At 68.0% G+C, this 24,497-nt stretch carries 19 protein-coding genes; 8 read left to right on the forward strand and 11 right to left on the reverse strand.

Translation table 11 applies throughout. From position 1 onward, the window contains the following. Window positions 1-295 (reverse strand): transposase (locus CCS01_RS36220; RefSeq protein WP_146101913.1); only part of this gene is annotated, 295 nt, incomplete at its 3' end. A 21-nt stretch (window positions 296-316) separates the two neighbouring features. Between CCS01_RS36220 and CCS01_RS33115 the strand changes: the two genes are divergently transcribed. Then, on the forward strand, window positions 317-760 hold the full coding sequence (locus tag CCS01_RS33115; protein WP_146101914.1) for a hypothetical protein: 444 nt from the start codon (window positions 317-319) through the stop codon (window positions 758-760). A 257-nt stretch (window positions 761-1,017) separates the two neighbouring features. Here CCS01_RS33115 and CCS01_RS22950 read toward each other — a convergent pair whose 3' ends face one another. After that, window positions 1,018-1,266: a ubiquitin family protein gene (locus CCS01_RS22950; RefSeq protein ID WP_104521093.1), complete on the reverse strand. Its 249-nt coding sequence runs from the start codon at window positions 1,264-1,266 to the stop codon at window positions 1,018-1,020. Window positions 1,267-1,271: 5 nt separating this feature from the next. Next, the gene (locus CCS01_RS22955; protein ID WP_204848406.1) at window positions 1,272-3,554 is read right to left on the reverse strand and encodes a xanthine dehydrogenase family protein molybdopterin-binding subunit; all 2,283 of its coding nucleotides are present in this window, start codon (window positions 3,552-3,554) and stop codon (window positions 1,272-1,274) included. Window positions 3,555-4,745: 1,191 nt separating this feature from the next. On the opposite strand from CCS01_RS22955, the gene CCS01_RS22965 reads away from it, so the two are divergent. From CCS01_RS22965 to maiA, 5 genes are all read left to right on the forward strand, one after another. Then, window positions 4,746-5,957, forward strand: a complete 1,212-nt coding sequence (locus CCS01_RS22965; protein WP_104521095.1) for a 3-hydroxybenzoate 6-monooxygenase — start codon at window positions 4,746-4,748, stop codon at window positions 5,955-5,957. Between the two features lie 32 nt (window positions 5,958-5,989). Beyond that, window positions 5,990-7,060, forward strand: coding sequence for a cupin domain-containing protein (locus CCS01_RS22970; protein ID WP_104521096.1), 1,071 nt, complete (start codon window positions 5,990-5,992; stop codon window positions 7,058-7,060). Further along, entirely contained in the window at window positions 7,057-7,758 is a 702-nt protein-coding gene (locus CCS01_RS22975) for a fumarylacetoacetate hydrolase family protein (RefSeq protein WP_104521097.1), read from the forward strand. Before CCS01_RS22970 ends, CCS01_RS22975 begins: the two co-directional genes overlap by 4 nt. Next, complete coding sequence (locus CCS01_RS22980) at window positions 7,751-8,236, forward strand: MarR family winged helix-turn-helix transcriptional regulator (RefSeq protein WP_104521098.1); 486 nt, start codon at window positions 7,751-7,753, stop codon at window positions 8,234-8,236. The genes CCS01_RS22975 and CCS01_RS22980 overlap by 8 nt, the downstream gene beginning before the upstream one ends. A gap of 100 nt (window positions 8,237-8,336) precedes the next feature. After that, complete coding sequence (gene maiA / locus CCS01_RS22985; protein WP_456307618.1) at window positions 8,337-8,981, forward strand: maleylacetoacetate isomerase; 645 nt, start codon at window positions 8,337-8,339, stop codon at window positions 8,979-8,981. 1,757 nt (window positions 8,982-10,738) lie between these two features. Here maiA and CCS01_RS35440 read toward each other — a convergent pair. Further along, the gene (locus tag CCS01_RS35440; protein ID WP_408887504.1) at window positions 10,739-14,668 is read right to left on the reverse strand and encodes an L-glutamate gamma-semialdehyde dehydrogenase; all 3,930 of its coding nucleotides are present in this window, start codon (window positions 14,666-14,668) and stop codon (window positions 10,739-10,741) included. 576 nt (window positions 14,669-15,244) lie between these two features. Between CCS01_RS35440 and CCS01_RS22995 the strand changes: the two genes are divergently transcribed. Next, on the forward strand, window positions 15,245-15,910 hold the full coding sequence (locus tag CCS01_RS22995; protein WP_204848407.1) for a BON domain-containing protein: 666 nt from the start codon (window positions 15,245-15,247) through the stop codon (window positions 15,908-15,910). 561 nt (window positions 15,911-16,471) lie between these two features. Here CCS01_RS22995 and CCS01_RS23000 read toward each other — a convergent pair. From CCS01_RS23000 to CCS01_RS23010, 3 genes are all read right to left on the reverse strand, one after another. Beyond that, entirely contained in the window at window positions 16,472-17,686 is a 1,215-nt protein-coding gene (locus CCS01_RS23000) for an MFS transporter (RefSeq protein WP_104521099.1), read from the reverse strand. 241 nt (window positions 17,687-17,927) lie between these two features. Further along, on the reverse strand, window positions 17,928-18,989 hold the full coding sequence (cax, locus tag CCS01_RS23005; RefSeq protein WP_104521100.1) for a calcium/proton exchanger: 1,062 nt from the start codon (window positions 18,987-18,989) through the stop codon (window positions 17,928-17,930). Next, the gene (locus CCS01_RS23010; RefSeq protein ID WP_104521101.1) at window positions 18,986-20,251 is read right to left on the reverse strand and encodes a cation:proton antiporter domain-containing protein; all 1,266 of its coding nucleotides are present in this window, start codon (window positions 20,249-20,251) and stop codon (window positions 18,986-18,988) included. The genes cax and CCS01_RS23010 overlap by 4 nt, the downstream gene beginning before the upstream one ends. Before the next feature lie 263 nt (window positions 20,252-20,514). On the opposite strand from CCS01_RS23010, the gene CCS01_RS23015 reads away from it, so the two are divergent. Beyond that, complete coding sequence (locus CCS01_RS23015) at window positions 20,515-21,834, forward strand: DUF2254 domain-containing protein (RefSeq protein WP_104521102.1); 1,320 nt, start codon at window positions 20,515-20,517, stop codon at window positions 21,832-21,834. Between the two features lie 168 nt (window positions 21,835-22,002). On the opposite strand, the gene CCS01_RS23020 is transcribed toward CCS01_RS23015, so the two are convergent. The 4 genes from CCS01_RS23020 to CCS01_RS23035 form a co-directional block, all read right to left on the reverse strand. Further along, on the reverse strand, window positions 22,003-22,320 hold the full coding sequence (locus CCS01_RS23020) for a c-type cytochrome (protein ID WP_146101915.1): 318 nt from the start codon (window positions 22,318-22,320) through the stop codon (window positions 22,003-22,005). Between the two features lie 203 nt (window positions 22,321-22,523). Then, window positions 22,524-23,126, reverse strand: a complete 603-nt coding sequence (locus CCS01_RS23025; protein WP_104521104.1) for a hypothetical protein — start codon at window positions 23,124-23,126, stop codon at window positions 22,524-22,526. Between the two features lie 65 nt (window positions 23,127-23,191). Continuing rightward, on the reverse strand, window positions 23,192-23,689 hold the full coding sequence (locus CCS01_RS23030) for an Hsp20/alpha crystallin family protein (protein WP_104521105.1): 498 nt from the start codon (window positions 23,687-23,689) through the stop codon (window positions 23,192-23,194). A 78-nt stretch (window positions 23,690-23,767) separates the two neighbouring features. After that, entirely contained in the window at window positions 23,768-24,253 is a 486-nt protein-coding gene (locus CCS01_RS23035) for a host attachment protein (protein ID WP_104521106.1), read from the reverse strand. Between the last annotated feature and the right edge of the window lie 244 nt (window positions 24,254-24,497).

The following is a 24,497-nucleotide window of genomic DNA, read 5'->3' on the forward strand; positions in this document are numbered from 1 at the left end:
CTGGCAGTCGGGCATAGATGTCGTATTCATCGGTGTTGATCAGCGTGCCCGGTGCAACCGCCTCGGTGATGATCGGCTTGATGGTTGCCTGCTGCATGCTGGGCAGCATGTGCAGGATCACCTGTCCACCGCGCTGGATCAGGCTGAGCACGGGCGGTTTCTCCTTTTCCAACGTGCCGCGTCCCGGCGCGCCTGCAAGCTTGCGACGCCGTCCCGGCCGCCCCTTTTTTCGACCTCGCGTGGCTGGCCCGGGCTCATCACCGCGGAGCCCAATAAGCGCCTCCTGAACAACCATGACGCCGAGGATGCTGCCACGGTGCAGCGCCGTTTTGACGGATTGGTGGGTGCCATGATCCGCGACAGCGCCGGTGCCTTGAGCGAGGCGGTCGAGCGCTTCGGCAAAGTCAGCCGCAGCTATCGCCCGGGTCTGTTCCACTGCTACAACGTCCCGGACCTGCCGCGCACCAACAAAGCCCTCAGGCAGGCGTTCGGATCACAACGCCACCACGAGTGTCGCGCGAGCGGGCGAAAGACGGCCTCGCCTGCGCTCGTACTGCGCGGTGAGGCGCGCTTGATCGCCGCCGTGGCCACCCGCCAGCATCCACCCGGCGGCGCCGATCTGGGCCGCGTCGATCGGCAACGATGGAACGACCTTCGCCAACGCTCGACTAAAAAAGCCAGGCCCGCATCCTGCGCACCCGCTTCCGCCGCAATCCAGATGCCTATCTGGCAGAACTGGAACAAAAGGCCAGCCAGCTAACTTTGCCGACCTGGGAAAGAACGCCGATTCAGACCGTATTTCCGCCCGACATCTACAATGATTGCAACGCCGGCATAGAAAATAACAAACTGGATTTGTTCAGCTTTTGACCGGACGCCAGTGGACTGGTGCATTTTCTTGGCGCGCCTGCCGGCGAAAAGGTCAAGGCCATGCGGGCGTACGTTTCCGCTCTTCGCGCACAGGCCGCGGTTCCACAGGACACCGCCAGATGATCGCCTCGATTCCTGAGGAACCGGTTACCCGCCTTCGATCCGCGGAATGAAGAACACCTCTGCCCCCGGCGGCACCGGCTGAAAATACCCGGTCTCGTGGTACTCCCCGTTGATCGCGACCGTCGTTTCCTCCTCCAGGTGTGCGCCCAGCCCCGGAAACAGCGCGTCCATCGCCTTCAGCACGCCGCGCAGGTTCTTCGCCTCCACCTCGAATTCCCGCACGCCGCCGGTGTAGCGGCGGGCGAAGCCCGAGGTGAAGACCACCTTGGCCATGCCGGTCAGCTCTCCGACAGCGCCGCCAGCACGCGCGGCGGCGACATCGGCAATTCGGTCAGCCGCTTGCCGGTCGCCGCGGCAATGGCATTGGCGATCGCCGCCATCGGCGGGCAGATGTTCACCTCGCCCACGCCCTTCGCGCCGTACGGATGCGCCGGGTTCGGCACCTCCACCAGGACCGCCTCGATCATCGGCAGGTCGGAGGCAACCGGGCAGCGGTAATCCAGGAAGCCCGGGTTATCCAGCAGCCCCTGCGGCGTGTAGATGTATTCCTCGTTCAGCGCCCAGCCGATGCCCTGGGTCACGCCGCCCTGGATCTGGCCTTCCACGTAGCTGGGATGGATCGCCCGCCCGACGTCCTGGGCGGCGACGAAGCGCAGGATGGTGACCTTGCCGGTTTCCGGATCGACCTCCACGTCGCAGAACTGCGTCGAGAACCCCGGCGCCTGCCCGCCCGCCGTGACGCCATGCGACGCGGTGATCGGCCCGCCCGTCGCCGCCGCCTTGGCCGCGATCGCCTTCAGCGACAGCGGCGGGAAATCGCCGACGTTGGATCCCGCCGGCCTGGCGTGGCCGTCTTCCCAGACCACGCCATCCTCATCCACGCCCCAGATCAGCGCCGCGCGCTTGATCAGGTCCTTCACCACCGTCTTCGACGCGTTCACCACCGCCATGCCGGTGGCGAACGTCACGCGCGACCCGCCGGTGACATGCGTATAGCCAACCGACGCCGTGTCGGCGACGATCGCCCGCACATCCTTGTAGTCAACGCCCAGCGTCTCCGCCGCCATGATCGCCATGGACGCGCGCGAGCCGCCGATATCCGGGCTGCCCGTCGCCACCAGCACCGTGCCGTCGGCATTCACCTGGATCGTCGCGCTGGATTCTCCCCCGGCGTTGAACCAGTAGCCCGAGGCGACGCCCCGGCCCTGGTTCGGCCCCAGCTTTGCCGTGTAGCCGGGATGCCGCATCAGCGCCTCGACCGTCTCCAGGTAGCCGGCGTGCGCGTGCTTCGGCCCGGCGATCGTCGGCGAACCGATGCGGCAGCCGTTCCTGTGGCGGATCTCCAGCGGGTCCATGCCGATGGCCCGGGCGCACATGTCCAGCACGCTCTCCACCGCGAAGGCGGAAATCGGCGAGCCGGGCGCGCGATACGCCGCCGCCTTCGGCCGGTTCGACACCACGTCGTAGCCGACCGACCGCTGGTTCGGCACGTCATACGGCGCGAACGCGCACAGGCAGCCGTTCATCACCGGCGAGCCCGGCCACGCCCCGGCCTGGAACTTGAACACCCCGTCCATCGCGGTGATCGTGCCGTCCTTCCTGACGCCGATCTTCACCCACATGGAGGCGCCGGAGGTTGGGCCGGAGGCGCGGAACACCTCCTCGCGCGTCATCTGCACCCGCACCGGCAGGCCGGATTTGCGCGACAGCACGGCCGCGACCGGCTCCAGGTAGGTGACGGTCTTGCCGCCGAAGCCGCCGCCGATTTCCGCCGGCGTGACGCGGATATCGCTCAGCCGCGCGCCGATCACCTGCGCCGTCAGCGCCCGGATAGTGAAGTGGCCCTGGCTGGAGGACCAGATCTCGCACTGTCCGTCAGGCTCATATTTCGCCACCGTCGCGTGCGGCTCGATGTAGCCCTGGTGGACGGCGGCGGTCTTGAACTGCTTCTCGATCACCACGTCGGCCTGCTTGAAGCCGGCCTCGACGTCGCCAATGGCGAACTCCAGCCGCTTGGAGATGTTGGACGGCCTGGTGGGCCGCGGCTCGACGCCGCGGGTGATCATGTCCTCGATCAGCACCGGCGCGTCGGGCGCCATCGCCTCGTCGACGTCGATGACGTGCGGCAGCACCTCGTAATCCACCTTGATCAGCGAGATGGCCTGCTCGGCGATGCTGGCGCTGGCGGCGGCCACGGCGGCGACGGCATGGCCTTCGTACAGCACCTTCTCCCGTGCCATGATATTACGGGTGACGTGCCAGAAATTCACCGCCACGCGCTCCGGCCCGATGTAGTCGAACTTCTGCTCCGGCAAATCGGCCGAGGTCATCACCGCCTTCACCCCCGGCAGCGCCTCGGCGGCGGAGGTGTCGATTGAGCGGATGCGGGCATGCGCATGCGGCGAGCGCAGGATCTTGCCGTAGATCATTCCCGGCAGCTTCAGATCGGCGCCGTACATCGCCCGGCCGGTCACCTTGGGCACGCCGTCGGGACGGATCGGGCGGGTGCCAACCCATTTGAAGCGCCTGGCGGATTCGGCAACGATCGCGGTGTCGTTCACGGCAGCCTCTCGCTTTGCTTGCTGGACGTCATTGTTGAGGGAACGCTCGCGCAGCTTGGCCGGAAACACAAGAGGGCCGGCCTGTCGTGGAGCCGGCTACCGGCACCAGGACACTGCGGAACGCATGGACGGCCGCGCCGCCGGCGAACCGATGCACGGACGTTCCGCACTTGGCCCGTCTTTCCGGGTTCACGATTTTTGCGAGGCCCCGCTCATGACTTATCAATGAGTTGGCGGAAAGAGTTTTCACGACATCAGGTCGCGCGGGTGTCGGCGCAGCCCACCTGATTTCTTCTCTGCGGGCTCTGCGCTCCGCTCAGCGAACTCTGCGTTGAATCGCGGTGGTCGGGGCGCCACCGGCGTTGGAGGTTGCGCGACTCACCGGCAACGCCGCTCTTTGTTGCGGCACCACATTTTTGCAACGCAGAGATCGCCGAGCGGGTGGGATGCGGCGCGGCGCGCCTGGACGACGACGCCGGAGAAGGCCGCGGCATTCATTCAGGCGTCCCGCACACGCCTTGCGCCCGAGGCTTGTCAGCAACAAGACCTTTGTCGGCGGCATACGCTGGATTGTCGCCGAAGCGCCGGGCCAGATTGTCACGCGACAGATCATGCGGCCTCGCCCTGGCATGTCCGGATCCGTCGTCACGGCAATGAGCAGCCCGGCTGTCCTTGCAAGGACGCAACCGTATCACGGCGTCAGGCTCGGGCGGCTGCGCCCATCCGACGATGCTCCGGAGGCAGGCCCGCGCCTTCGCATTGTCGGTGATCCCCCGGAACCGCTCGCGCAACTCAATCGCAGCCGACAACGCGCCCTTCCGCTCGAAGGCAGTGCGGATCGCGGCGGCATCAGCTTCGATCACGATAAACATCCCAACAGCATGGGGATCATGCAGGCAGGCAGGCGTCGTGGGCTGGCCCGGCCACCGGGGAGAAGCCGGATGACGACTTACTGAGTGAGCGGGCCGAACATCTGGCCGCCGCGATCGTGACGCTGCGCGGGTCTTGAACGTCAGAGCGTTGTGCTCCCTGGAGCATTCACAGGCCAGCTCATCTCTGGCTCGAAGCCCTCTCACCTGGCTGTGATCGTCTCTATACGGATTATCCCTATACAGACAATCCCTATACTGATTATATCCCGAGCAACCAAGGTGGCCGGATCGGCCCCCTGAACACAGGAGGAAACGTGCAATGACCACCATGAAACCCGTTCTGATCGCCGGCGGCGGCATCGGCGGCCTGGCAACGGCCGTTGGCCTGGCGCGCAAGGGCATCGCCAGCATTGTACTGGAAAAGGCACCGGCCCTGGGCGAAATCGGCGCGGGCATCCAGCTCGGCCCGAACGCCTTCCACGCCTTCGATTATCTCGGTGTCGGCGATACCGCCCGAGCCATGGCCGTCTATATCGACCAGCTCCGGCTGATGGACGCGATGGCCGGGGACGAAATCACGCACATCGACCTCGGCGAGAAATTCCGCCGCCGGTTCGGCAACCCCTATGCCGTGATCCACCGCGGCGACCTGCACGGCGTCTTCCTCAAAGCCTGCCGCGCCAGTCCCCTGATCGAACTGCGCACCGCCAGCGAAGTTTCGGGCTACGAGCAGGACGGCGCCGGCGTCACCGCGCTGCTGGCCAATGGCGAGCGCGTCGCCGGCATGGCCCTGATTGGCGCCGACGGGCTGTGGTCCCGGGTCCGCAGGCAGGTGGTCGGCGACGGCATGCCGCGGGTCTCCGGCCACACCACCTACCGCTCCGTCATCCCCACGGACCGGATGCCCGAGGACCTGCGCTGGAACGCCGCCACGCTGTGGGCCGGGCCGAAGTGCCACATCGTTCACTACCCGCTGCAGGGCTGGAAGCTGTTCAACCTGGTGGTCACCTACCACAACAACGCGCCCGAGCCGGTCGCCGGCAAGCCCGTCGCGTTCGAGGAGGTGATGCGCGGCTTCGAGCATGTCCATCCGCGCGCCCAGGCCATCATCCGCCACGGCACCGACTGGAAGCTCTGGGTGCTGTGCGACCGCGAGCCGACGGAGCACTGGGTCGATGGCCGGGTCGCGCTGCTCGGCGATGCCGCGCACCCGATGTTGCAGTATTTCGCCCAGGGCGCCTGCATGGCGATGGAGGATGCCGTCTGCCTGTCGCACATGCTGGAGGCGTATCCCGGCCGGATCGAGGCGGCGCTGGAGGCCTACCGGGCGCGGCGCCTGCTGCGCACCGCACGGGTGCAGCTGCAATCCCGCGCCATCGGCGAGCATGTCTATCACCCGTCGGGCGCGCACGCGCTGCTGCGCAACGCCATCATGTCCGCCAAGAGTTCGGAGGACTGGTACGAGATCATCGCCTGGCTCTACGGTGGCACCGGGCTGGAGGCAGAAGACTCCAAGAACATGGCCGCATGATGCCCAGCAACAGGAAACAGGAGAACGTCCCCATGACCGATACCCAGACCCAGGCTGCCCCGGCGCTCGGCACCCTGGAGGACCTGCCGGCGGGGTACCGCGCGGCGATGACGGCGCGGAACCTGGTGCCGCTGTGGCCCAGCATGCGGGCCTTCCTGCCGCACGGCGCGCCGCGGCCGCAGACCCGGCCGACGCTGTGGCGCTATGCCGACGTCCGGCCGCTGCTGCTGCAGGCCGGCGAGCTGACGCCGATCGAGAAGGCCGAGCGCCGTGTGCTGGTGTTCGCCAACCCGGGCCATGGCCTCGACGGGCTGCACTGCACGGGCACGATCTATGTCGGCATGCAGCTGATCCTGCCCGGCGAAACGGCGCCAAGCCACCGTCACACGCCCTCGGCCGTGCGGCTGGTGGTGGAAGGCGAGGGTGGCTTCACGGTGGTGAACGGCGAGCGGCTGCCGATGCAGCGCGGCGACCTGATCCTGACGCCGGCGCTGCAATGGCACGAGCACAGCCACACCGGCACAGGTCCGGTCGTATGGCTCGACGCGCTGGACGTCCCGGTGGTGCTCGCCATGGAGGCCTCCTACGCGCTGGAGGGCAAGCCGCAAACGGTGCGCAACGCGCCCGATGCGTCCGCCACCCGCTATCGCCGCGCCGGCCTGGTGCCCTATGCCAGCCTGGATGCGCGGCCCGGCCCCTATCCACTGCTACGCTGGCCCTGGAGCGAGGTGCGCCCGGCGCTGGAGGCACTCGCCGGCGACACCCCTGCCGGCCAGCCGGTGCACCTGGGCTACGTCAATCCGGAGACCGGCGCGGAATGCCTGCCCACGCTTGGTTTCTCGGCGCTGATGCTGCGCCCGGGCGAAGACATGGCGCTGCCGCGCGACAGCGCCTCGGCAGTGTTCCACGTGGTGACCGGCACGCTGCAGGCCGAGGTCGCGGGCACCCCGCTGGCGGCCGAGGACGCCGACGTGATCGCCGCGCCCGCACACGCCCCGGTGCGACTGGCCAATCGCTCGGTCTCGAAGCCCGCATTCCTGTTCCGGATCGACGACGCTCCATTGCAGCGCCGGATCGGCATTTACGAAAGGTTTTCCGCATGAGCGCCGCCCTGTTGTTTCCCGCCCCCGCGTGGCCGACCTTGCCCGTGGCGGGCGGCCGCCGGGTGCCGGTGGCCCGCATCTTCTGCGTCGGCCGCAACTACGCGGCGCATGCAGCCGAGATGGGCACCGAGGTGGACCGCGAAACTCCGTTCTGGTTCACCAAGAGCCCGCATGCCGTGATCGAAAGCGGCGCCACCGTGCCCTATCCGCCGGGCACGACGGACTACCATCACGAGATCGAGCTGGTAGCTGTGCTCGAACGGGGCGGCTTTCAGGTTCCCGTAGAACAGGCCAATGACCTGATCTTCGGCTACGCGGCGGGATTGGACATGACACGGCGCGACCTGCAGCTTGCCGCGCGCGCCAAGGGGCGGCCCTGGGACATTGGCAAGGATTTCGAGGACAGCGCGGTGATCGGGCCGATCGTGCCGGCTTCGCGCATCGGCCATCCGGTGCGGGGTGCCATCGTGCTGCGGGTGAACCGCGCGGTGCGGCAACAGGCCGATATGGCCGACTTGGCCTGGAAGGTGCCGGAGTTGATCGCGCACCTCTCGACGCTGTACCGCCTGCAGCCCGGCGACGTGATCATGACCGGCACGCCCGCCGGCGTCGGTCCGGTCCAGCCGGGCGATTCGCTGGAGGGAGAGGTCGAGGGGGTCGGCAGGGTGTCCCTGGTGGTGGGGCCGCGTCATGAATAAGCCGGTGCCGCCGGACCTGCACGACAAGCCGGCCTACCTGATCCGGCGCTGCCACCAGATCGCCCTGGCGCTGTTCCTGGAACGCTGTGCCGAGTTCGACCTGACCCCGGTGCAGTATGCGCTGCTGAAGGCGGCGGAGGCAGAGCCCGGGGCCGACCAGATCACGCTGGCCGGCATGGCGGCGCTCGACCGCTCCAACGCGGCGCGGCTCGCCCTGGCGCTGGAGACGCGCGGCCTCTTGCGTCGCGCCCCCGACCCGAACGACCGCCGGGTGCGCCGCCTGTCGCTGACGGCGGAGGGACAGGCGCTGCTCCGGCGCGCCCAGCCGGCTGTCGAGCGCGTGCAGGAGGATCTGCTGGCGCCGCTGAAGCCGGCGGAACGCCGGACCTTCGTCGCGGCACTGGAGAAGATCGCTGACGCGCACAACGAGAGTTCGCGAGCGCCGCTGCGCCTCCCGGATGCGGACGAAGCGGCCTGAGCGGTTTCCCCGAGAAGAGAGCCAGGCCGGTCCGGCAGCAACGGTGCTGCCCAGGCGCCCATGCCACACAGGAGAACAGAAAGAGATGGCAGATTCACCCATGCCGATGCGGCTGCACGGCTATTTCCGCTCCACCGCCGCATGGCGGGTGCGCATCGCGCTCGCCCTGAAGGGCCTCTCCGTTGAGCATGTGTCCCACCATCTGCGCCGCGGCGAGCAGCGGGCTGCGGAATACCTGGCGCTCAATCCGCAAGGCCTGGTGCCGGTGCTGGAACTCGATGACCGCGCCACAGTGCTCACCCAGTCGCTCGCCATCTGCGAATGGCTGGACGAGACGCACCCAACGCCGCCGCTGCTGCCCGGGGACGCGCTGAACCGGGCGCGAGTGCGTGCCGTTGCCCTTGCCATTGCCTGTGACATACACCCGGTCCAGAACCTGAAGGTGCTGGCGCGGCTTCGTACGCTTGATGTCGCCGAGAAGGCAGTCACTGGCTGGGCGCGCGAGATCATCGCCGAGGGGCTTGCCGCCTGCCAGGCGCTGCTGCCGCAAGACGAGCCGGGACCTTTCCTGTTTGGTCCGGCCCCGACACTTGCCGAACTCTGCCTGGTGCCGCAGCTTGCCAACGCACGACGCTTCGGTGTGGACCTTGTGCTGTTGCCTCGCCTGCTTGCCGCTGAGGCCGCTTGTCAAACGTTGCCCGCGTTCCAGGCCGCAGCGCCCGACCGGCAGCCGGATGCGGAATAATGGCTCTGTGCCCGCTGACACCGCGCAGCGTGGCATTGCCGGCTTGGTGGCCCGTGGTGTGCCTTTGCCGAATCAGAAAGGCGGGAGAAGCACAGGCTATCAAATGGCTGGGCACTTGCCCCTGCCTCCACGGTGTCCTGAGAGACGGCCGGGTTCGAGAGGGAAGCGGCCGGATCGCGTCCTGATCAGAACCAACCAAACGGCGTTCCAAACGATCTCCGCCCGGGGACATGAGCCGATTGTTCGTTCTGGCCATGGAGCGCCGGCCGGTCAGCGACGCCCCGGCGATCGTCCGGCGCCGTGCGCGCGGGCCGCCCAGCCACGTCGTTCCGCGGCAGCCGCCGTCTCGACCACGGCCTGATCCAGGAACTGGTTGATGGATACGGCACGTGGCTGGCTTGTGCCTTGACATCCGGCATCAGAGAAACCGGGATGCGGCGTGCGAAGGTGCCGACGATCGCCATGACAGGCTTCAGACGATGTCGCCCGGCTGCAATACGGCGTTCCGTCGGATCTCCGTGGCGGTCGCCGCAAGGCCGGGACGAAAGCATATTCGTTTGTATTGACATACGATCCGGCAGGGCGCAGCCTTTGCCCGTCATGATCAAGGAGGGTGCGAACATCAGCATGACTCCACCGAGCTTCGTCACGTTGCCGGCTCTCGTAATACGATTCCCGGAAAAGATTGGCGCTTTGCATACCGCGTAGGTCGTTGGAAAAGCTTGGATTCGACAATCAAGTGAGCGCCAGGTTTTCCGCGGATTCGTATAACACCGGCAACTAATTCAACCGTCTTGATAAGCCTCGAACATTGCTGTCGAGTACACATCACCGCAAACGGCCCCCGTCATTGGGAACGTCGGGGGCCATTGCGTCGGATGGGCATCACCCTTGACCGCGTTCCCGATGGGCTGAACTCGTTTCCGATTCTTCGAAGCGGCAAGCCGTCATCTGCTTGCACAAATCACAAACGTCGCGATCTTCTCTGGTGGATTGTCGCAAGATCGCCGCCTGGGTGCTGAGCGGACGACAATGCGCGCTCATTGCCGAGGCGCCGACCTGACAGAATTGGCCCCCTATGCGGCATCGTGCGCCACGGCTTAACAGGCTGCGGAAAAAGCGGGTTAGCGCGCAATATTCGTCCATGAGGCAGCGTTGCCCGGGAACATTATGTCTTGCCGGGCTGCCACGGGGTCTTGGAATTGCGTCGCGGGAGTTCGTTTCAGGCTTTTTCCGCAGCCTGTTAGCCATCCTCACGGTGGCCTGGACACCGAAACCTGTACCATGGACGAATACACGGCCGCGAACGAGGTGGCCGAATGCTCATCGAGGATGCCCCGAGGTCCTCTTTGCGCCAGTGGTTGCCGCCGTAAAGGCCATTTGTTACCCGAAATTGAGTTGATCGTTTCCCTCGGCGATTCGCAGTGGCCCGGGTCGGGGTTGAGCGGCTGGTCTCCTTGACTGCCCCTCGAAACTGGCCCACAAATTCGACCGCGTATCGCCTCTGTCGTAATAGGGGCAAAACCCCGGGCACGCACGTGCAGCATGCGCTCGAAACTGGGACGACAGGCACGGAATTCCGCCATTTTTTGGCATCCAATTACGAAACGATATGGGCGATCACCAAATTCGCCCGGGGTTTTGCCCGCATTACCCTCTGTCAACGGAAGCCATTGATCTGGCTACAAGAAATCATTTAGTATTCGAAACCAGATTCCCCGGCCAACTCGCTCCCCAGCCCGCCATCCGCGGCCACTTCACGCCATCGCCATCAGGCTGGCATTGCCACCGGCAGCGGCCGTATTCGTGGCAATCGAAACCTCCTGCACCAAACGCGCCAGGTCGTAGGCATCCCCCGGCACCGTGCTGTCCGGACGCGCTGCCTGCGCCTGTACGATCGTCCCGTCCCGCGCCGCCAGCCGGCGGGTCAGTCCGCGCAAGGCATCCACCTCCCCTTCGAACAGCACCGCCTCCAGTCCGGCGGCATCACCAATCGCACCGACGATCGCCACCTCTCGTGCGATCTCTGGCGGCAGCCCCGCCAGCGCCGTCCGTGCGGCATTCCCTTCCTCGACCAGGGCCTGATTGCCGGTCGCGAGGATCGCGCCGAGCTGCACCAGCAACCCGGAGTCCGTCCCGGCAACCGCCGCGACGCCACCGCGCGGGCGCAGCGTATAGACGTTCCGCTCACCGACCGGCCCCGGCAGCGCCTCCGAGGCGCCAACCATCGAGTATGCCAGGAACCCGGCACACTGCTCCGCCTCCCGCACCCACCCCTGCGTGCGAAGCCACGCCACGTAGGCCTGTGCGGCCGCCGGGACATCGGCCGCAACGCCCGGCAGTGCCGTCCGCGGCGGAACTGCCAGCAGACGCCCGAGATACAACGGACCGCCAGCCTTGGGCCCCGTGCCCGACAGGCCGCGGCCACCGAACGGCTGCACGCCGACGACGGCGCCGATAATGTTGCGGTTCACGTAGATATTGCCCGCCCGGATGCCGCCGGTCACCCGCGCAATCGTCTCGTCGATGCGGCTGTGCAGGCCGAATGTCAGGCCATAGCCCGAGCGGTTGATGTCGGTGACCAGGCGATCGAGATCCTCCCGGGCATAGCGCAGCACATGCAGCACCGGGCCGAACACCTCCCGTTCCACATCGGCGATGCAGTCGATCTCGATGATCGTGGGCGCGACGAAGGTGCCATGCGCCAGCCCCGGCGGCAGGGCCGCTTCTGCCACGGCGTGACCGCGGGCGCGCATGGCCGCGATGTGCCCGCGGATGCTGTCTTGCGCCTCGGCGGTGATCACCGGGCCGACGTCCACGGACAGCCGATCGGGACACCCGACCGCGATTTCCCGCAGCGCGCCCTTCAGCATCGCCAGCGTCCGATCGGCGATGTCCTGCTGCAGGCACAGGATGCGCAGGGCCGAGCATCGCTGTCCGGCGGAATCGAAGGCCGAGACGATGACATCGCCGACCACCTGTTCCGCCAGCGCCGAACTGTCCACGATCATCGCGTTCAGCCCCCCGGTCTCGGCGACCAGCGGCACCGGCTGGCCGGACGGGGTCAGGCGGCCCGCCAACTGTCTCTGGATCAGCCGCGCGACGGCGGTCGAGCCGGTGAACATCACGCCGTTCACCCGCGCGTCCGCGACCACCGCGGCGCCGACGGATCCGTCGCCCGGCAGAAGATGCAGCACATCGTGCGGCACGCCGGCCGCGTGCAGCAGGCGCACCGCCTCGGCGGCGATCAGCGGCGTTTCCTCCGCCGGCTTGGCCAGCACCGGATTGCCAGCGGCGAGCGCCGCGGCCACTTGGCCGGTAAAGATCGCCAGCGGAAAATTCCACGGCGAGATGCAGCCGATCGGCCCGAGCGGCGCCGGCCGATCGGCCGCGATGCGCAGGATCTCGGCGGCGTAGTAGCGCAGGAAATCCACCGCCTCGCGCACCTCGGCGACCGCGCCGGGCAGGGACTTGCCGGCCTCGCGGACGATCAGGCCGATCAGCACCGGCATGCGGGCTTCCATCGTGTCGGCGGCCTGGCGCAGGACGGCGGCCCGCTGCCCGGCGGGGGTTGCGGCCCAGGCCGGGGCGGCGCCGGCGGCAGCGCCCAGCGCCGCCTCGATGTCAGCCGGCCCGGCCTCCCGCACCGTGCCGACCACATCCCGGTTGTCGGCCGGATTGCGGACCGGACGTGGCGGGTTGCCGCCGCCGGCGGGCTGCGCGGTCCAGCGGATGCGGACGCTCTCGGTAACGCCGGCAGCGAGCGCGGCGAGGCTGTTCTCGTCCGCCAGGTCCAGGCCCGCCGCGTTCGGACGCCCGGCGCCATACAGGTGGCGCGGCAGGGTGATCCGCTCGTTTGGCGTGAAGCCGGGATTGACGGCATGCGCAGCGGGGGCTGCGGGGGCAGCGGATCGGTGGAGCACAGCCCCCGCCCCCTCGTCATGGCCGGGCCCCTCGTCATGGCCGGGCGTGTCCCGGCCATCTACCCCCCGCCGCCGAAGCGCGGATGGCCGGGACACGCCCGGCCACGACGAGGGATTGGGGGCGTCCGCCCAATCCCCCTCCAAGCCCGCCTTATCCTCACTCCCCCTATCCTCGTAAGCACAGGGATCGGCGGCGCGGAGACGGGCAACCGGATCGGCCACCAGGTCGTCGATGGAGACATCCGGATTGGCAATGCGGTTGACGAACGAGGCGTTGGCCCCGTTCTCCAGCAGCCGCCGCACGAGATAAGCCAGCAGCGTCTCATGCGTACCGACCGGCGCATAGATACGGCACGGGCGGTTCAGCGTGCCCGGGCCGACAACCGCGTCGTACAGCGGCTCGCCCATGCCGTGCAGGCACTGGAACTCGTACTGGCCACGATGAAACGCCGGACCGGCCATCTGCATGACCGCCGCCAGCGTTTGCGCGTTGTGCGTGGCGAACTGCGGGAACACCGCATCCGGCACGGCCAGCAGCTTGCGGGCGCAGGCGAGGTAGCAGACGTCCGTATGCAGCTTGCGGGTGAACACCGGGAAGTCTGCCATCCCGTCCACCTGGGCGCGCTTGATCTCGGCGTCCCAGTAGGCGCCCTTGACCAGCCGGACCATGATGCGCCGCCCGGCCCGGCGCGCCAGGTCAACCAGCCAGTCGATCACGAACGGGCACCGCTTGCCGTAGGCCTGGACCACGAACCCCATGCCGTCCCACCCCGCCAGCGCCGGGTCCAGCGCCAGCGCCTCCAGCAGATCCAGCGACAGCTCCAGCCGATCGGCTTCCTCGGCGTCGATGTTGAGGCCGATGTCGTGGTCCCGGGCGAGAGTGGCCAGGTGCCGCAGCCGCGGCAGCAACTCGGCCATCACCCGCTCGCGCTGGCTGCGGCTGTAGCGCGGGTGCAGGGCGGAGAGCTTGATGGAGATGCCCGGTCCTTCGTAGATGCCGCGTCCGGCGCCGGCGCGGCCGATGGCGTGGATCGCCTCCTCGTAGCTGGCGAAGTAGCGCGCCGCATCCCCGGCGGTGGCCGCGGCCTCGCCGAGCATGTCGTAGGAATGGGTGTATCCCTGGGTTTCCCGCCTACGGGCATTGGCCAGCGCCTCGGTGATCGTCTGGCCGGCGACGAACTGCTCGCCCAGCAGACGCATCGCGATGTCCATGCCCTTGCGGATCAGCGGCTCGCCGCCGCGCGCGACCAGGCTGGTCAGGGAGGCGGACAGGCTGGTCTCGTTCGTCGTGGCGGTCAGCTTGCCGGTGACCACCAGGCCCCAGGTCGCGGCGTTGACGAACAGCGAGGGGCTGTGGCCGGCATGGGCGCGCCAGTTGCCGGTGGCGGTCTTGTCCCGGATCAGCGCGTCGCGGGTCGGGTCGTCCGGGATGCGCAGCAGCGCCTCGGCCAGGCACATCAGTGCGACGCCCTCCTGCGACGACAGCGCATATTCGTGCATCAGCGCTTCCACGCCGCCGCGGCGCTGCTGGGCGCGCAGGCGGGTGACAAGGGCGCGGGCCCGGTCCTGGGCCTGCGCGGCGTCCGGCGCGGACAGGCTTGCCAGGTCGAGCAGCGGCGGCAGGCAATCCGCTTCAGGGCGGCGGCAGGCGGCCATGATGGCGGCCCGCAGCGGCGTCTGCGGCCGCAGGCCGGCCATGAAGGCCGCGAACGGCGCTTCCGGTTCCGGCGGAGAATGGGTGGCGGCTGGTGGTGCAAGGGTCATGTCGGCGTTCCGGTTCCCGCTGGCAGCCATGCGTTCCTCGAAGCGGAAATGGTGACGAAGGCCGGCCGGGGCCAGATACCAGGCCCGCGGAGCACGGGCCGGGCTCCTTTGGCCTGGCCGGACGACAGTCGCCATGGGAGGCACGGACGTCGGAAACGGCGCGCCGCGGCCGTGCCTCTTACCGTCATGGCCCGGCACGTTCCCCCAGCGTCATGGTCCGGCTTGTCCGCATACGCGCTACAGCAGACCGCAGGTCGGTTGGGACGCGCAGGTGGCCTGTCCTCATCGTCATGGCCCGGCTTGTCCGGGCCACCTGTCGCGGCACAAGTGCTGGAATAGGTGGCCCGGACAAGCTGGGCCATGACGAAAAGGCAACGGCCCTGGCTGCCGCGAACGCCGCCGGCGCTTGAGAAGTATCAATGAAGACCGGGCCGCGGCGGGCTAGAAGAACGCCACAATGACCGCAGCACCGGCATGGCCGTGGCATCGTCCGTCACCGGTTCTTGCCCGGCTGCCGCAACGAAGCAGCGCCGTTCACAGCCGGTTGTCATGCGGCCAGAACAAAGGAGGTGTCCCATGATTGACGACATGACATTGCAGGCCCGGGTCATGGATGAACTGGTGTGGGTGCCGAACGTCGACACCGCCCACATCGGCGTCACCGCCCGCAACGGCGTGGTGACCCTCAGTGGCATCGTCTCGACCCTGGCGGAAAAGCTCGCCGCCGAGCGGGCCGTCCGGCGGGTCAAAGGCGTGCGCGGTATTGCCGAGGAAATCATCGTCCGCCCGGCCAACGCCCATAAGCAAGCGGATGAGGAAATCGCCGAACGCGCCGTCAAGATCCTCGCCTGGGACGTCGAGGTTCCCGGGCCGCAGATCCAGGTGAAGGTCGAGAAGGGCGTGGTGACGCTGACCGGCTTCGTCACCTACCAGTTCCAGAAGCAGGCGGCCGAGAACGACATCCGGCGGCTCGGCGGTGTCACCGGCATCGTCAACCTGATCGAACTCCGCGCAGCCGGCGTGTCTCCCGCCCAGTCCGAAGGGGTGCACGAGATGATCGAGGAAGCCTTGCGCCGCAGCGCCGAGCTGGAAGCCCTGCAGATCAGGGTGGAGGTCGCCGGTCCGAAAGTGACCTTGGAGGGCAAGGTGAAAAGCTGGTGGGAGCGCAGCGTCGCCGAGAACGCCGCCTGGTCGGCGCCCGGCGTCACCCAGGTGGACAACCGGCTGGCCATCGGCACCTGATACCGGGCAAAAATGGACGAGAGGCCGTTATCTCTCCGTCATGGCCGTCCGTGCGTCCCAACCGACCCGCGGTTTGCTGTAACTTCAGGGGGAACAGGGCACGGTCGTCGCCCTATCGTCATGGCCGGGCGTGTCCCGGCCATCTGCCCCCGCCGTCGAAGCGCGGATGGCCGGGATACGCCCTACCGCATGCACAGATCTCGGAAACGATGCCCCACCTGCGCCGAGCGAGGCCATGACAATGCACTCATCCGCCCGCCCGGACGGCACTTTGTACCCCGGTATCTTGGCGTCTTGGCGTTGAACAGGAACCGTGCCGTCGCACCAGGCGGTGACGGGTGCGCCCGGTCGGTGGTTCGCGGGGTGGATAGCACCGATAAAACGCCAAGACGCCAAGTTCATGGCCGCCAATCCGCTGCCTGCCGCAACCAAGGGCATGACTGGCGGCCGCGCGATGTCCCCCTGGTCCTCCGCCGCCCCCGGGTCATCTCCGTGCGAACAGACATGCGCCATCGCCCACGCTGTCCGTGCCGGGGAGGCACCATCTCGGACCACCGCCGCTCAGTCGTCGCTCAACGCCTCCCGCGCCGTCTCGGGCATGAAGAGCCACAGCATGCCAATGCCGATCAGGGCAACGACCCCCAAAGCCCCGAATGCAATGGCAAAACTATACGATTGTGCCACGAAGCCGATCGACGTCGTGCTGACGGTGGCGCCGATGCGGGAAACCGTTCCGACGCCGCCGAGCGCGAAATTGTAGCGCCCCGTGCCCTTGGTGCAGTCGGCGACGACCAGGGGCGTCAGGATCCCGACCACCGCGGCCGTCAGTCCCCCCAGTGCCTGGACACCGACGAGAAACCAGGGATCCGCAATCAGGCCAAACAGCCCCGTCCGCAGCAGCAGCGCGCCGAACGCCAGGATCAGCAGGGTCTTGCGTCCCCACTCATCCGCCTTGCGCGCCATCCATGTCGCGATCAGGGCGGCCACGAACTGCGGCACGACGACGAGCGCCGACGTTACCAGTTCCGACTCGAACTTGAAATGCGTAGCCAAACGCTCGCTGGCGAGCGGCAGCACCGAGGCGTTGGCGAACTGGAAAAGAAACAGGCAGCCGGCAAGGACCAGCAGCCCGCGGTTCTTGAACAGCATGCGCCAGCGGACACTGTCATCGGTCCGTGAACTGCGTGCCTGGCGGGCACGGGCGTAGTCGATCTCGTTCCCCCGGATCAGGCCTAGCGTGAACACTGCCGGCAGGCAAAGTCCGGCAGCGGCGAAAAACGGCGCACGCGCGGAAAAGAAATGGCCAAGCAGGCCCATGCCCGCCGCGGTCACGCCATTGCCCAGTGAGTCATAGCGATGATTGCGCCCGACCCGGCGGCTGTAGGCGCGATGTCCGACCAGGCCCAGTCCGATGGATGCGATTGCCGTTGGAAACAGCCCGCCGGTCAGGCCATGCAGGGTTTCAGCGGCCATCACCACCACGTAGCGCGGAAAAAAGGCAAGCAGCAGTGAGCCGGCGACGATGCACGCCAGGCAGACGGCGGCCAGCAAACGCTTCCGATGCAGGCGGTCGGCGATCCAGCCCGAAGGCACCTGGCTGGCCATGGCGACGGCGCTGTTCACGCTCAGGACGGTCCCGATCATGCCCGGAGACCAGCCCTGCCCGGAGAGGTAGACCGACACGAACGGTCCGAACGCCGTCTCGACGTCGGCCATGAAGAAGTTCAGCAAGTCGAGCCCGATCTGGCTCCGTCTGGAGGGCTTGGGCGTTTCCATCGCCCGGTAACCACCGCCGGCCGCATCGGTTCGGCACCTGATGCAGGTTTGCTGTGCCGGCACCTTGCTCTGCCGTCATGGCCTGGCTTGTCCGCATCGGCGCCAACTCAGGCGGCCGTTGCTGTCTCGTCATGCTGGGCGGAGGCCCACCATCCACGCCTTTTGCCGCGATCAGCACCGTAAGGCGTGGACGGTGGCCCTGCCGCCGCCATGACGGTGAAAACACCCCGGCGACCCGCCTTCACGCAAAAAAGAAGGCAATCCCCAGCACCACATAGACCCCGATCAGCAGCACGCCTTCGAACCACGTCGTCTCGCCGTCACCGGCGATGGCATTGACGATGAGGGCGGTTCCGGCGATGGCGAACAGGTCCAGCGGGTTCTCGAACACCAGTGTCATCGGCTGGCCGATGAGCCACGACAGAAGCACCAGCAGCGGCGCCACCACCAGGGCGACCTGGATCGACGAGCCGATGCAGATGCTCATCACCAGCCCGAGCCGGTCCTGCCGCGCGAACCACACGGCCGAGAACAGATCAGCGATAGTACCGACCAGCGCCAGGATGATCACGCCCATGAACAGGGTGGACAAATGAAGCGCCTTGGCCGTGGCGGTCAGCGCACCGGAAACCAGGTCGCTTTCCACCGCCGCGCCGGCGGTTGCGGCGGCCAGGACGGCCAGGCACTGCCACAGCGGCCAGGCCCGCTCCGCCTCATGAGCCTCGCCGGTGGCGAACACGTCGCGGTGCGTCACCAGCGTGTAGACCAGGTTGCCGACATAGAGCAGCAGCAGCGCGGCCGACACCAGCAGGCTGAGATCCTCGTCATTGAGGCTGACATTGCCGGGATGGGTGACGCGGCGTGCGGTGAAGTCGGCCACCGCGGGCAGCAGCAGCGCGATCAGCACCAGGATCAGCAGGCTGGACAGCAGCCCCGCCCGCTCCCGCTTGAAAGTCTGCCGTTCCTGGGTGACGCCGCCGACGACAATCGCCAGGCCCAGGCCCAGCAGGCCGGTGCCGATGATCGAGCCGGTGATCTGCGCATGCACCACCGACGGCTGGCCCTGCGCCAGCACGAACATTGCCAGCATCAGTTCCGCCACGCTGCCCAGGCTGACCGACAGCAGGCCACCGACGGCCGGGCCGGTGTGCCGGGCCAGTTGGTCGGTTGCCGCCCTGATCCAGTCGGCCAGAACCCCAATGCCCAGAATGCCCGCCAGGAACACCCATATCGGCGGTATGCTGAACAGGTAGTGCAGCGCCGGGGCCACGGGCACCAGCGCCAGCAGCGACAGGCGGATCATCGCGAACGCTGCCGCCGGGCGAACCGGCGGCCGAGCAGCGCGGAAAGATGCGTGCCGGTCATGCCATGGGCCACGACCGAGGCCGCGACCGCCAGGCTGACGATCGGCCACAGCATATCCAGCCGGGTCATGCCCTGCGTCTCCAGGGCATAGAACATGGCTGCCGCGCCCACCGGCCCGAACCAGCCGAGGAACAGCGCCTCGGGCAGCCGCCTGGTCCAGGACAGGCCGCGGTACAGCAGCAGCCATGCCGGGATCCGGCGCAGGAACAGGACGCCGGCGGCAAACGCCAGCGCGCGCCATCCCATGGCCTGCCAGGCCGCCCAGGGGATGGCCGCCCCGAACAGGATCATGACGGGCAGGTCGAAGAAGCGGGTGACCGCCTCGTTGAAACGCTCCTGGCGCTCCTGGTACTCGTCCTCGTACCCGGCATTGAGCCACGCCCCGGCGACGAACGCGCCCAGCACGCCGTTCGCGCCGATGGCTTGCAAACCGGTCAGCGTGGCCAGCGCCAGGGCCAGGGCGATCGTCAGCAGCGAAGACCGCTCGGCGCCGGCCTGCCGGTGCGCCCATCGAGTGATGCGGCAGGCGATAAAGCCGGCAACGCCGCCGAGCAGCACCGAGGCTCCCACCTCCCACAGCACGGCGTGCAGTGCCCAGATACTGGCGTCGTGCCAGGAGATCGCCGTGCCGGCACTGGTCAGCGCAACCACCGGCAGCATCACGAACGGTTCCGCCAGGCCGTCGTTGATGCCGCTTTCCGCGGTGATCGCATGCCGCAGGTCAGCCGGCACGGCCCGGCGCGCCAGGTCGCCGCTGACCACGGACGCCGACAGCACCGGATCGGTCGGGGCGATGATCGCGCCGATCAGCGCGCAGACCAGCCACGGCAGGGCGAAACTGAAGGCCGTCACCAGCATGCCGGCGGCCCACATCAGCAGCATGCCCGGCCCAAGGCTCAGGGCGAGGCCGCCCCAGTGCTGGCGCAGCCAGCCCCGAGGCAGGCGGATGGCGGCGGCAAGCACGGCAATGGCAAGCGTGAGCCGTGCGGCTTCGCGCAGGAAGGCCGCGGCCACCGGATCATGCGCCGGGTGCAGCTCCAGAAGGCCCAGGCCGAGCGGCCCGATCGCGACACCGAAGGCCGCGCAGACCAATGGCTCGGAGATCATCAGCCTGGCGTTCACCAATCCCGACGTTGCGCCCAGGACAAGCAGCAGAGCCGCGACGCTGAAGACAAGCAACCAGGGATGAGGCACGATCATGAGGCAGGGACCGATCAGGCGGGGAAACCCAGGCGAAACACCGTCCTGGCCGCTCCATGGGGCACGGACAGGGATAACCGCGTTCCACCAGCCGCCGTTCGGGCACCCGGCCGCCCCTCGGATCACGTCGGTGCGAGCGTGCGGCTTTCCGGTTCCGGCAAACGTTGAACTTTGCCGGCCGCCAGTTGGGGCATCCCGGCAGCCGCCGGCCCGGCCGCGGTTGCGGCGCCGGCGCCGGCCCGCCTGCAACCGACGGAGTCCCGTTGAAAGCCCGCCTGCGCAAACTGCTTCAGGACCTGGGTGAATCCTTCTGGCTGCTGCCGGCCGTGATGGTCCTTGCCGGCACCCTGCTGGCTGTCGGCCTGCTCCGGCTCGACCGGAGCGGCATGGTGCCGGACGCGCTGATCAACAGCGCCTGGCTCTACAACGGCGGCGCGAAGGGGGCGCGGACGTTGCTCGGCGCCGTCGCTTCATCGGCCATCGGCGTCGCCGGCACGGTGTTCTCGATCACCGTCGCCGCCCTGTCGCTGGCCGCCGGCCAGATGGGCCCGCGCCTGCTGCGCAACTTCACCCGCGATCGCGGCAACCAGTTCACCCTGGGCACCTTTCTTGCCACCTTCTCCTATGCCCTGATGGTGCTGCGCAGCGTGCGGACCCGGAGCGAAGGTGAGTTCGTTCCGCATCTTTCGCTCAGCGTCGGCATCTTCCTGGCCTTCGTATCGGTCGCCATGCTGGTGTTCTTCGTCGGCCACATGTCCGGCCGCATCAATGTCGATACGGTGATCGAACTGGTCAGCGACGATGTCCGCTCGGCCATCCGGCGCCTGACCAGCACCGAGCCGCAGCCGGAGGCGCCGCCGGCCGGCCTCTGGCGCGACGCCGTGCCGGTGGTCGATCACCGGCACGGCTATCTTCAGCAGTTGCAGGCGGACGACCTGGCGGACTGGGCGGCGGAGCGGGGCACCGCGCTGCGGTTGCTGGTGCGGCCGGGCGACTACGTGTTCCCGGGCGCGCCGATTGCGCTGATGACCCCGGCGGTGGACGGCGCCGGGGACGCTATCCGGGAGGCAACCGCGCTCGGGCCGACGCGGGTCAGCACCGAGGATCTCGAATTCGCGGTGCGCCAGCTTGTCGAGGTGGCGGTCCGGGCCTTGTCGCCGGGGATCAACGACCCGCACACCGCCGTTGCGGTGCTGGATCGGCTGGGCGCGGCGCTGTGCCTGTGCGCGCCGGTCTTCCTGTCCTCCGGCGTGCTGATCCGGAACAACCGCGTCGCGCTGGTGGTGCCGGCCGTGGATTACGATGGCCTGGCCGACGCGATGTTCCACATGATCCGGCAGTACGCCGCTGGCTCGCCGGCGGTGCTGATGCGGCTGCTGGAGGTGCTGGCGGCGGTGGCAGGCTGCGAGCAGGATCCGTGCCGCATCGCGACGCTGCGCCGCCATGCCGGACTGGCACTGGCTGACGCCGAGCGCTCGATTCAGAATCCGGCCGACCTGGCGGACGTGCGGCGGCGTCATGCCGCCTTCGAGACGATGCGGCTGCGCGGCCCCGTCGCGCTGGCCGGCGGGGCCGAAGGCTGATCCCATGCCGGCAGACCTGGTTGGCGTGACGCCAGTGGCCCCGCAACTGGCGAGGAGTCGCCTGCACAATCAACAGGGTAGCGGCGGACCTGCCGAACGAAAGCAGTCATCGCGCCGGGCTGCCGCCATGACGGCGGTCAGGCGGCACGGGCGCCGCGGCGCCTGCGGTCAACGCTTCAGGCTGAGGATATAGGCCGAGACGTCGTCGATCTCGTTGCGGGTCAGGTGCAGGTCGGGCATCCGGTCGTGCGGCGTCTGGAGGAAGACGTGCAGGCCCATTTCGGTGGTCGTCTTCATCTGCGCGATCGCGTCGAAGGTCGGGGCGCCGGTGCTGGTGCCCCGCTTCTGCCCGGAATCAACGATGTGGCAGTTCGTGCACCATTTTTGCGCCATCGCATGGCCGGCCTGGGGGTCTCCGGCCAGGGCCGCGGCCCGGGACGTCGGGCTTGCAGCCAGAAGCGCCGTCAGAACAAGGCCGGCGCGCAATGCATATGCGTACAAGCTACGTCTCCCTGGAGGTTCACCGCGAGGCTGTTGCTGCCTGCACGCTGCCGCGAAAGCGTTGATCTGCGTCAAATCTGTTTCACCTGTGCGTGCTTCCGCGACTGCTGATACCGGGAGCGATGCCAGGGGCCGTACCAGGGGCTATGCCGGGGCCGGCATCCACTGTTGCGGGCAGCGTCACCGCGTCAGGCGGCCGCATGCCCATCCATTGCCCCCGGGGGCGCGCCGGCTGGCATGCCGGAGTCGTACGCCTGCTGACCGGCCATGCCGCCGGCATAGGGCGCCGCATCGGCCGCCGGCCGCGGGGCCAGGTCGCGGGCGGCGACGATTTCCTGCCACAGGGCGAGGATGCTGCGCGCGGTGGTGTCGGCCACCAGGCAGTGGCCGGCACCATCCAGCGCCGTCAGCAGCGCGTCGGGCGCGCCGCTGACGCGCTGCAGCGCCTCATCGACGGCACGCAGGCAGGCCATCACCTGCTCCGGCCCTTGCAGCCGGGCGTGGCGTGCCATGTCGTCCAGGCGCAGCGCGCGCAGGCCCTGCGCTGTCGCCACCGCGGGTTCCCGCGCAAGCTCGAAGAACACGTTCATGACCGGCAGGATGTCGTTGATCAGCGACAGGATGCCGCGGGCGGTGGCGAGATCGCAGCCAATCAGGTGCCGCTCGGGCGGCTGCATGGCGGGCCGCCCGCGCGAGGCGTTCAGCACGCCGACGATCTGCTGCTCCAGCCAGCGCCGGACTTCCGGCGGCGCCTGGCCAATTTGTTCCGGCGACAGTGTAATGCCGATCATTTCGATACTCCGTCTGCGGGACGGGGAGGCAGTGCCGTCCCCGTCCCATGGACCGGCCGGGCTGTTCAGGCCGCGGCCTTGACTTCGATCTTCTTCGGCGCGGCCTGGGCCGACTTCTGCACAGTCACGCTCAGCACGCCGTTGGCGAACGAGGCGTCGACCTTGTCGCAGTCGGCGGCGTCAGGCAGCAGGAAGGAACGCTGGAACGCGCCGTAGCTCCGCTCGGACAGGTGATAGCCCTTGTCCTGCTCCTCGCGTTCCTGGCGTTTCTCGCCCTTGATGGTCAGGGTGTTGCCGGACAGCGAAACCTGGATGTCCTTTTCCGTCATGCCGGGCAGTTCGGCGGTCAGCTTGATGGCGCTGTCGTCCTCGGTGATGTCGACCGCGGGCGTTGGCATGCTGAAGCCGGGTTCGGAACGAAACGCCTGGAACGGGGCAACGCCGAAGGTGCTGGTGAACCGGTCGAACAGCCGGTCCATCTCGGTCTTGAACGAGCGCCAGTAATCGGGTGCGCCCGAGGCAAGTGCGGTCGTCTGCTTGACGGGTACGGGCGTGTCAGCCATCGGTTGGGTCTCCTCTTGGTTCGTTCCTGGAGGTGCGGCGAATTTATCCAGTGCCGCCTTTGCGTACGTTGACGGAAATCAACGGGCGGCTGCCGGCGTGTTCACGAACCGATGAACGCGCGGGACCCACGTCTTCACGTGCGGCCACAGTTCGTGGTCGGGCACCTTGGTCAGGTCCTTCGCCAGGGTATTGAGCGTGAACGCTTTCGATCTGGTATCGAGCTCCGCATACACCGCGGCCAGGATGTGCGGCGGCGCGACGAGAATCAACCTGCCGAAGCCCTCGTCCGCGGCGGCCGCATTGATCCGCTGCGCCACGAAGCCGGCGAATTTCAGCTTCTCCAGGTCCTTCGGGTCGTGCTGCGGATTCAGCGCATGGTGCGCCGTCGAGCCGGTGTGCATGGATGCGCCGGGATGATCCGTTCCGAGGTCGGATGACTGCTTGTGCGCCGCGGTCGAATCGAAGGCGCATTCACAATGCAGGGCGTTGTTGGCGGCAAGGCGGAGGAAACGGGCGTGTTCGCCGTCGGCGACGACGATCAGCAGGTTGGGCAGGTTCGACATGAATGACTCCTCCTGCAAGGCGGCAGTGGCCGGTGAAGCTTTGCCGGTATTCTACCGCGTGGCGCGCAGGGAGAATTGACGCAACGCATTCCGCGCGGCCTTTCCGGGTCGTCATCGGCGCGGGCCCGAGGCCGCTGGCGTTGCCGAACGAAAGCGGCCAATGGGCCCGGGGCGCGATAACCAATCCGCCAAAGCCGGCGCACCGGCCCCTCCGCGTCGTGGTGGCCGCGGGGCCTCCATGACG

It is taken from the genome of Rhodopila globiformis (genome assembly GCF_002937115.1).
Classification (GTDB): domain Bacteria; phylum Pseudomonadota; class Alphaproteobacteria; order Acetobacterales; family Acetobacteraceae; genus Rhodopila; species Rhodopila globiformis.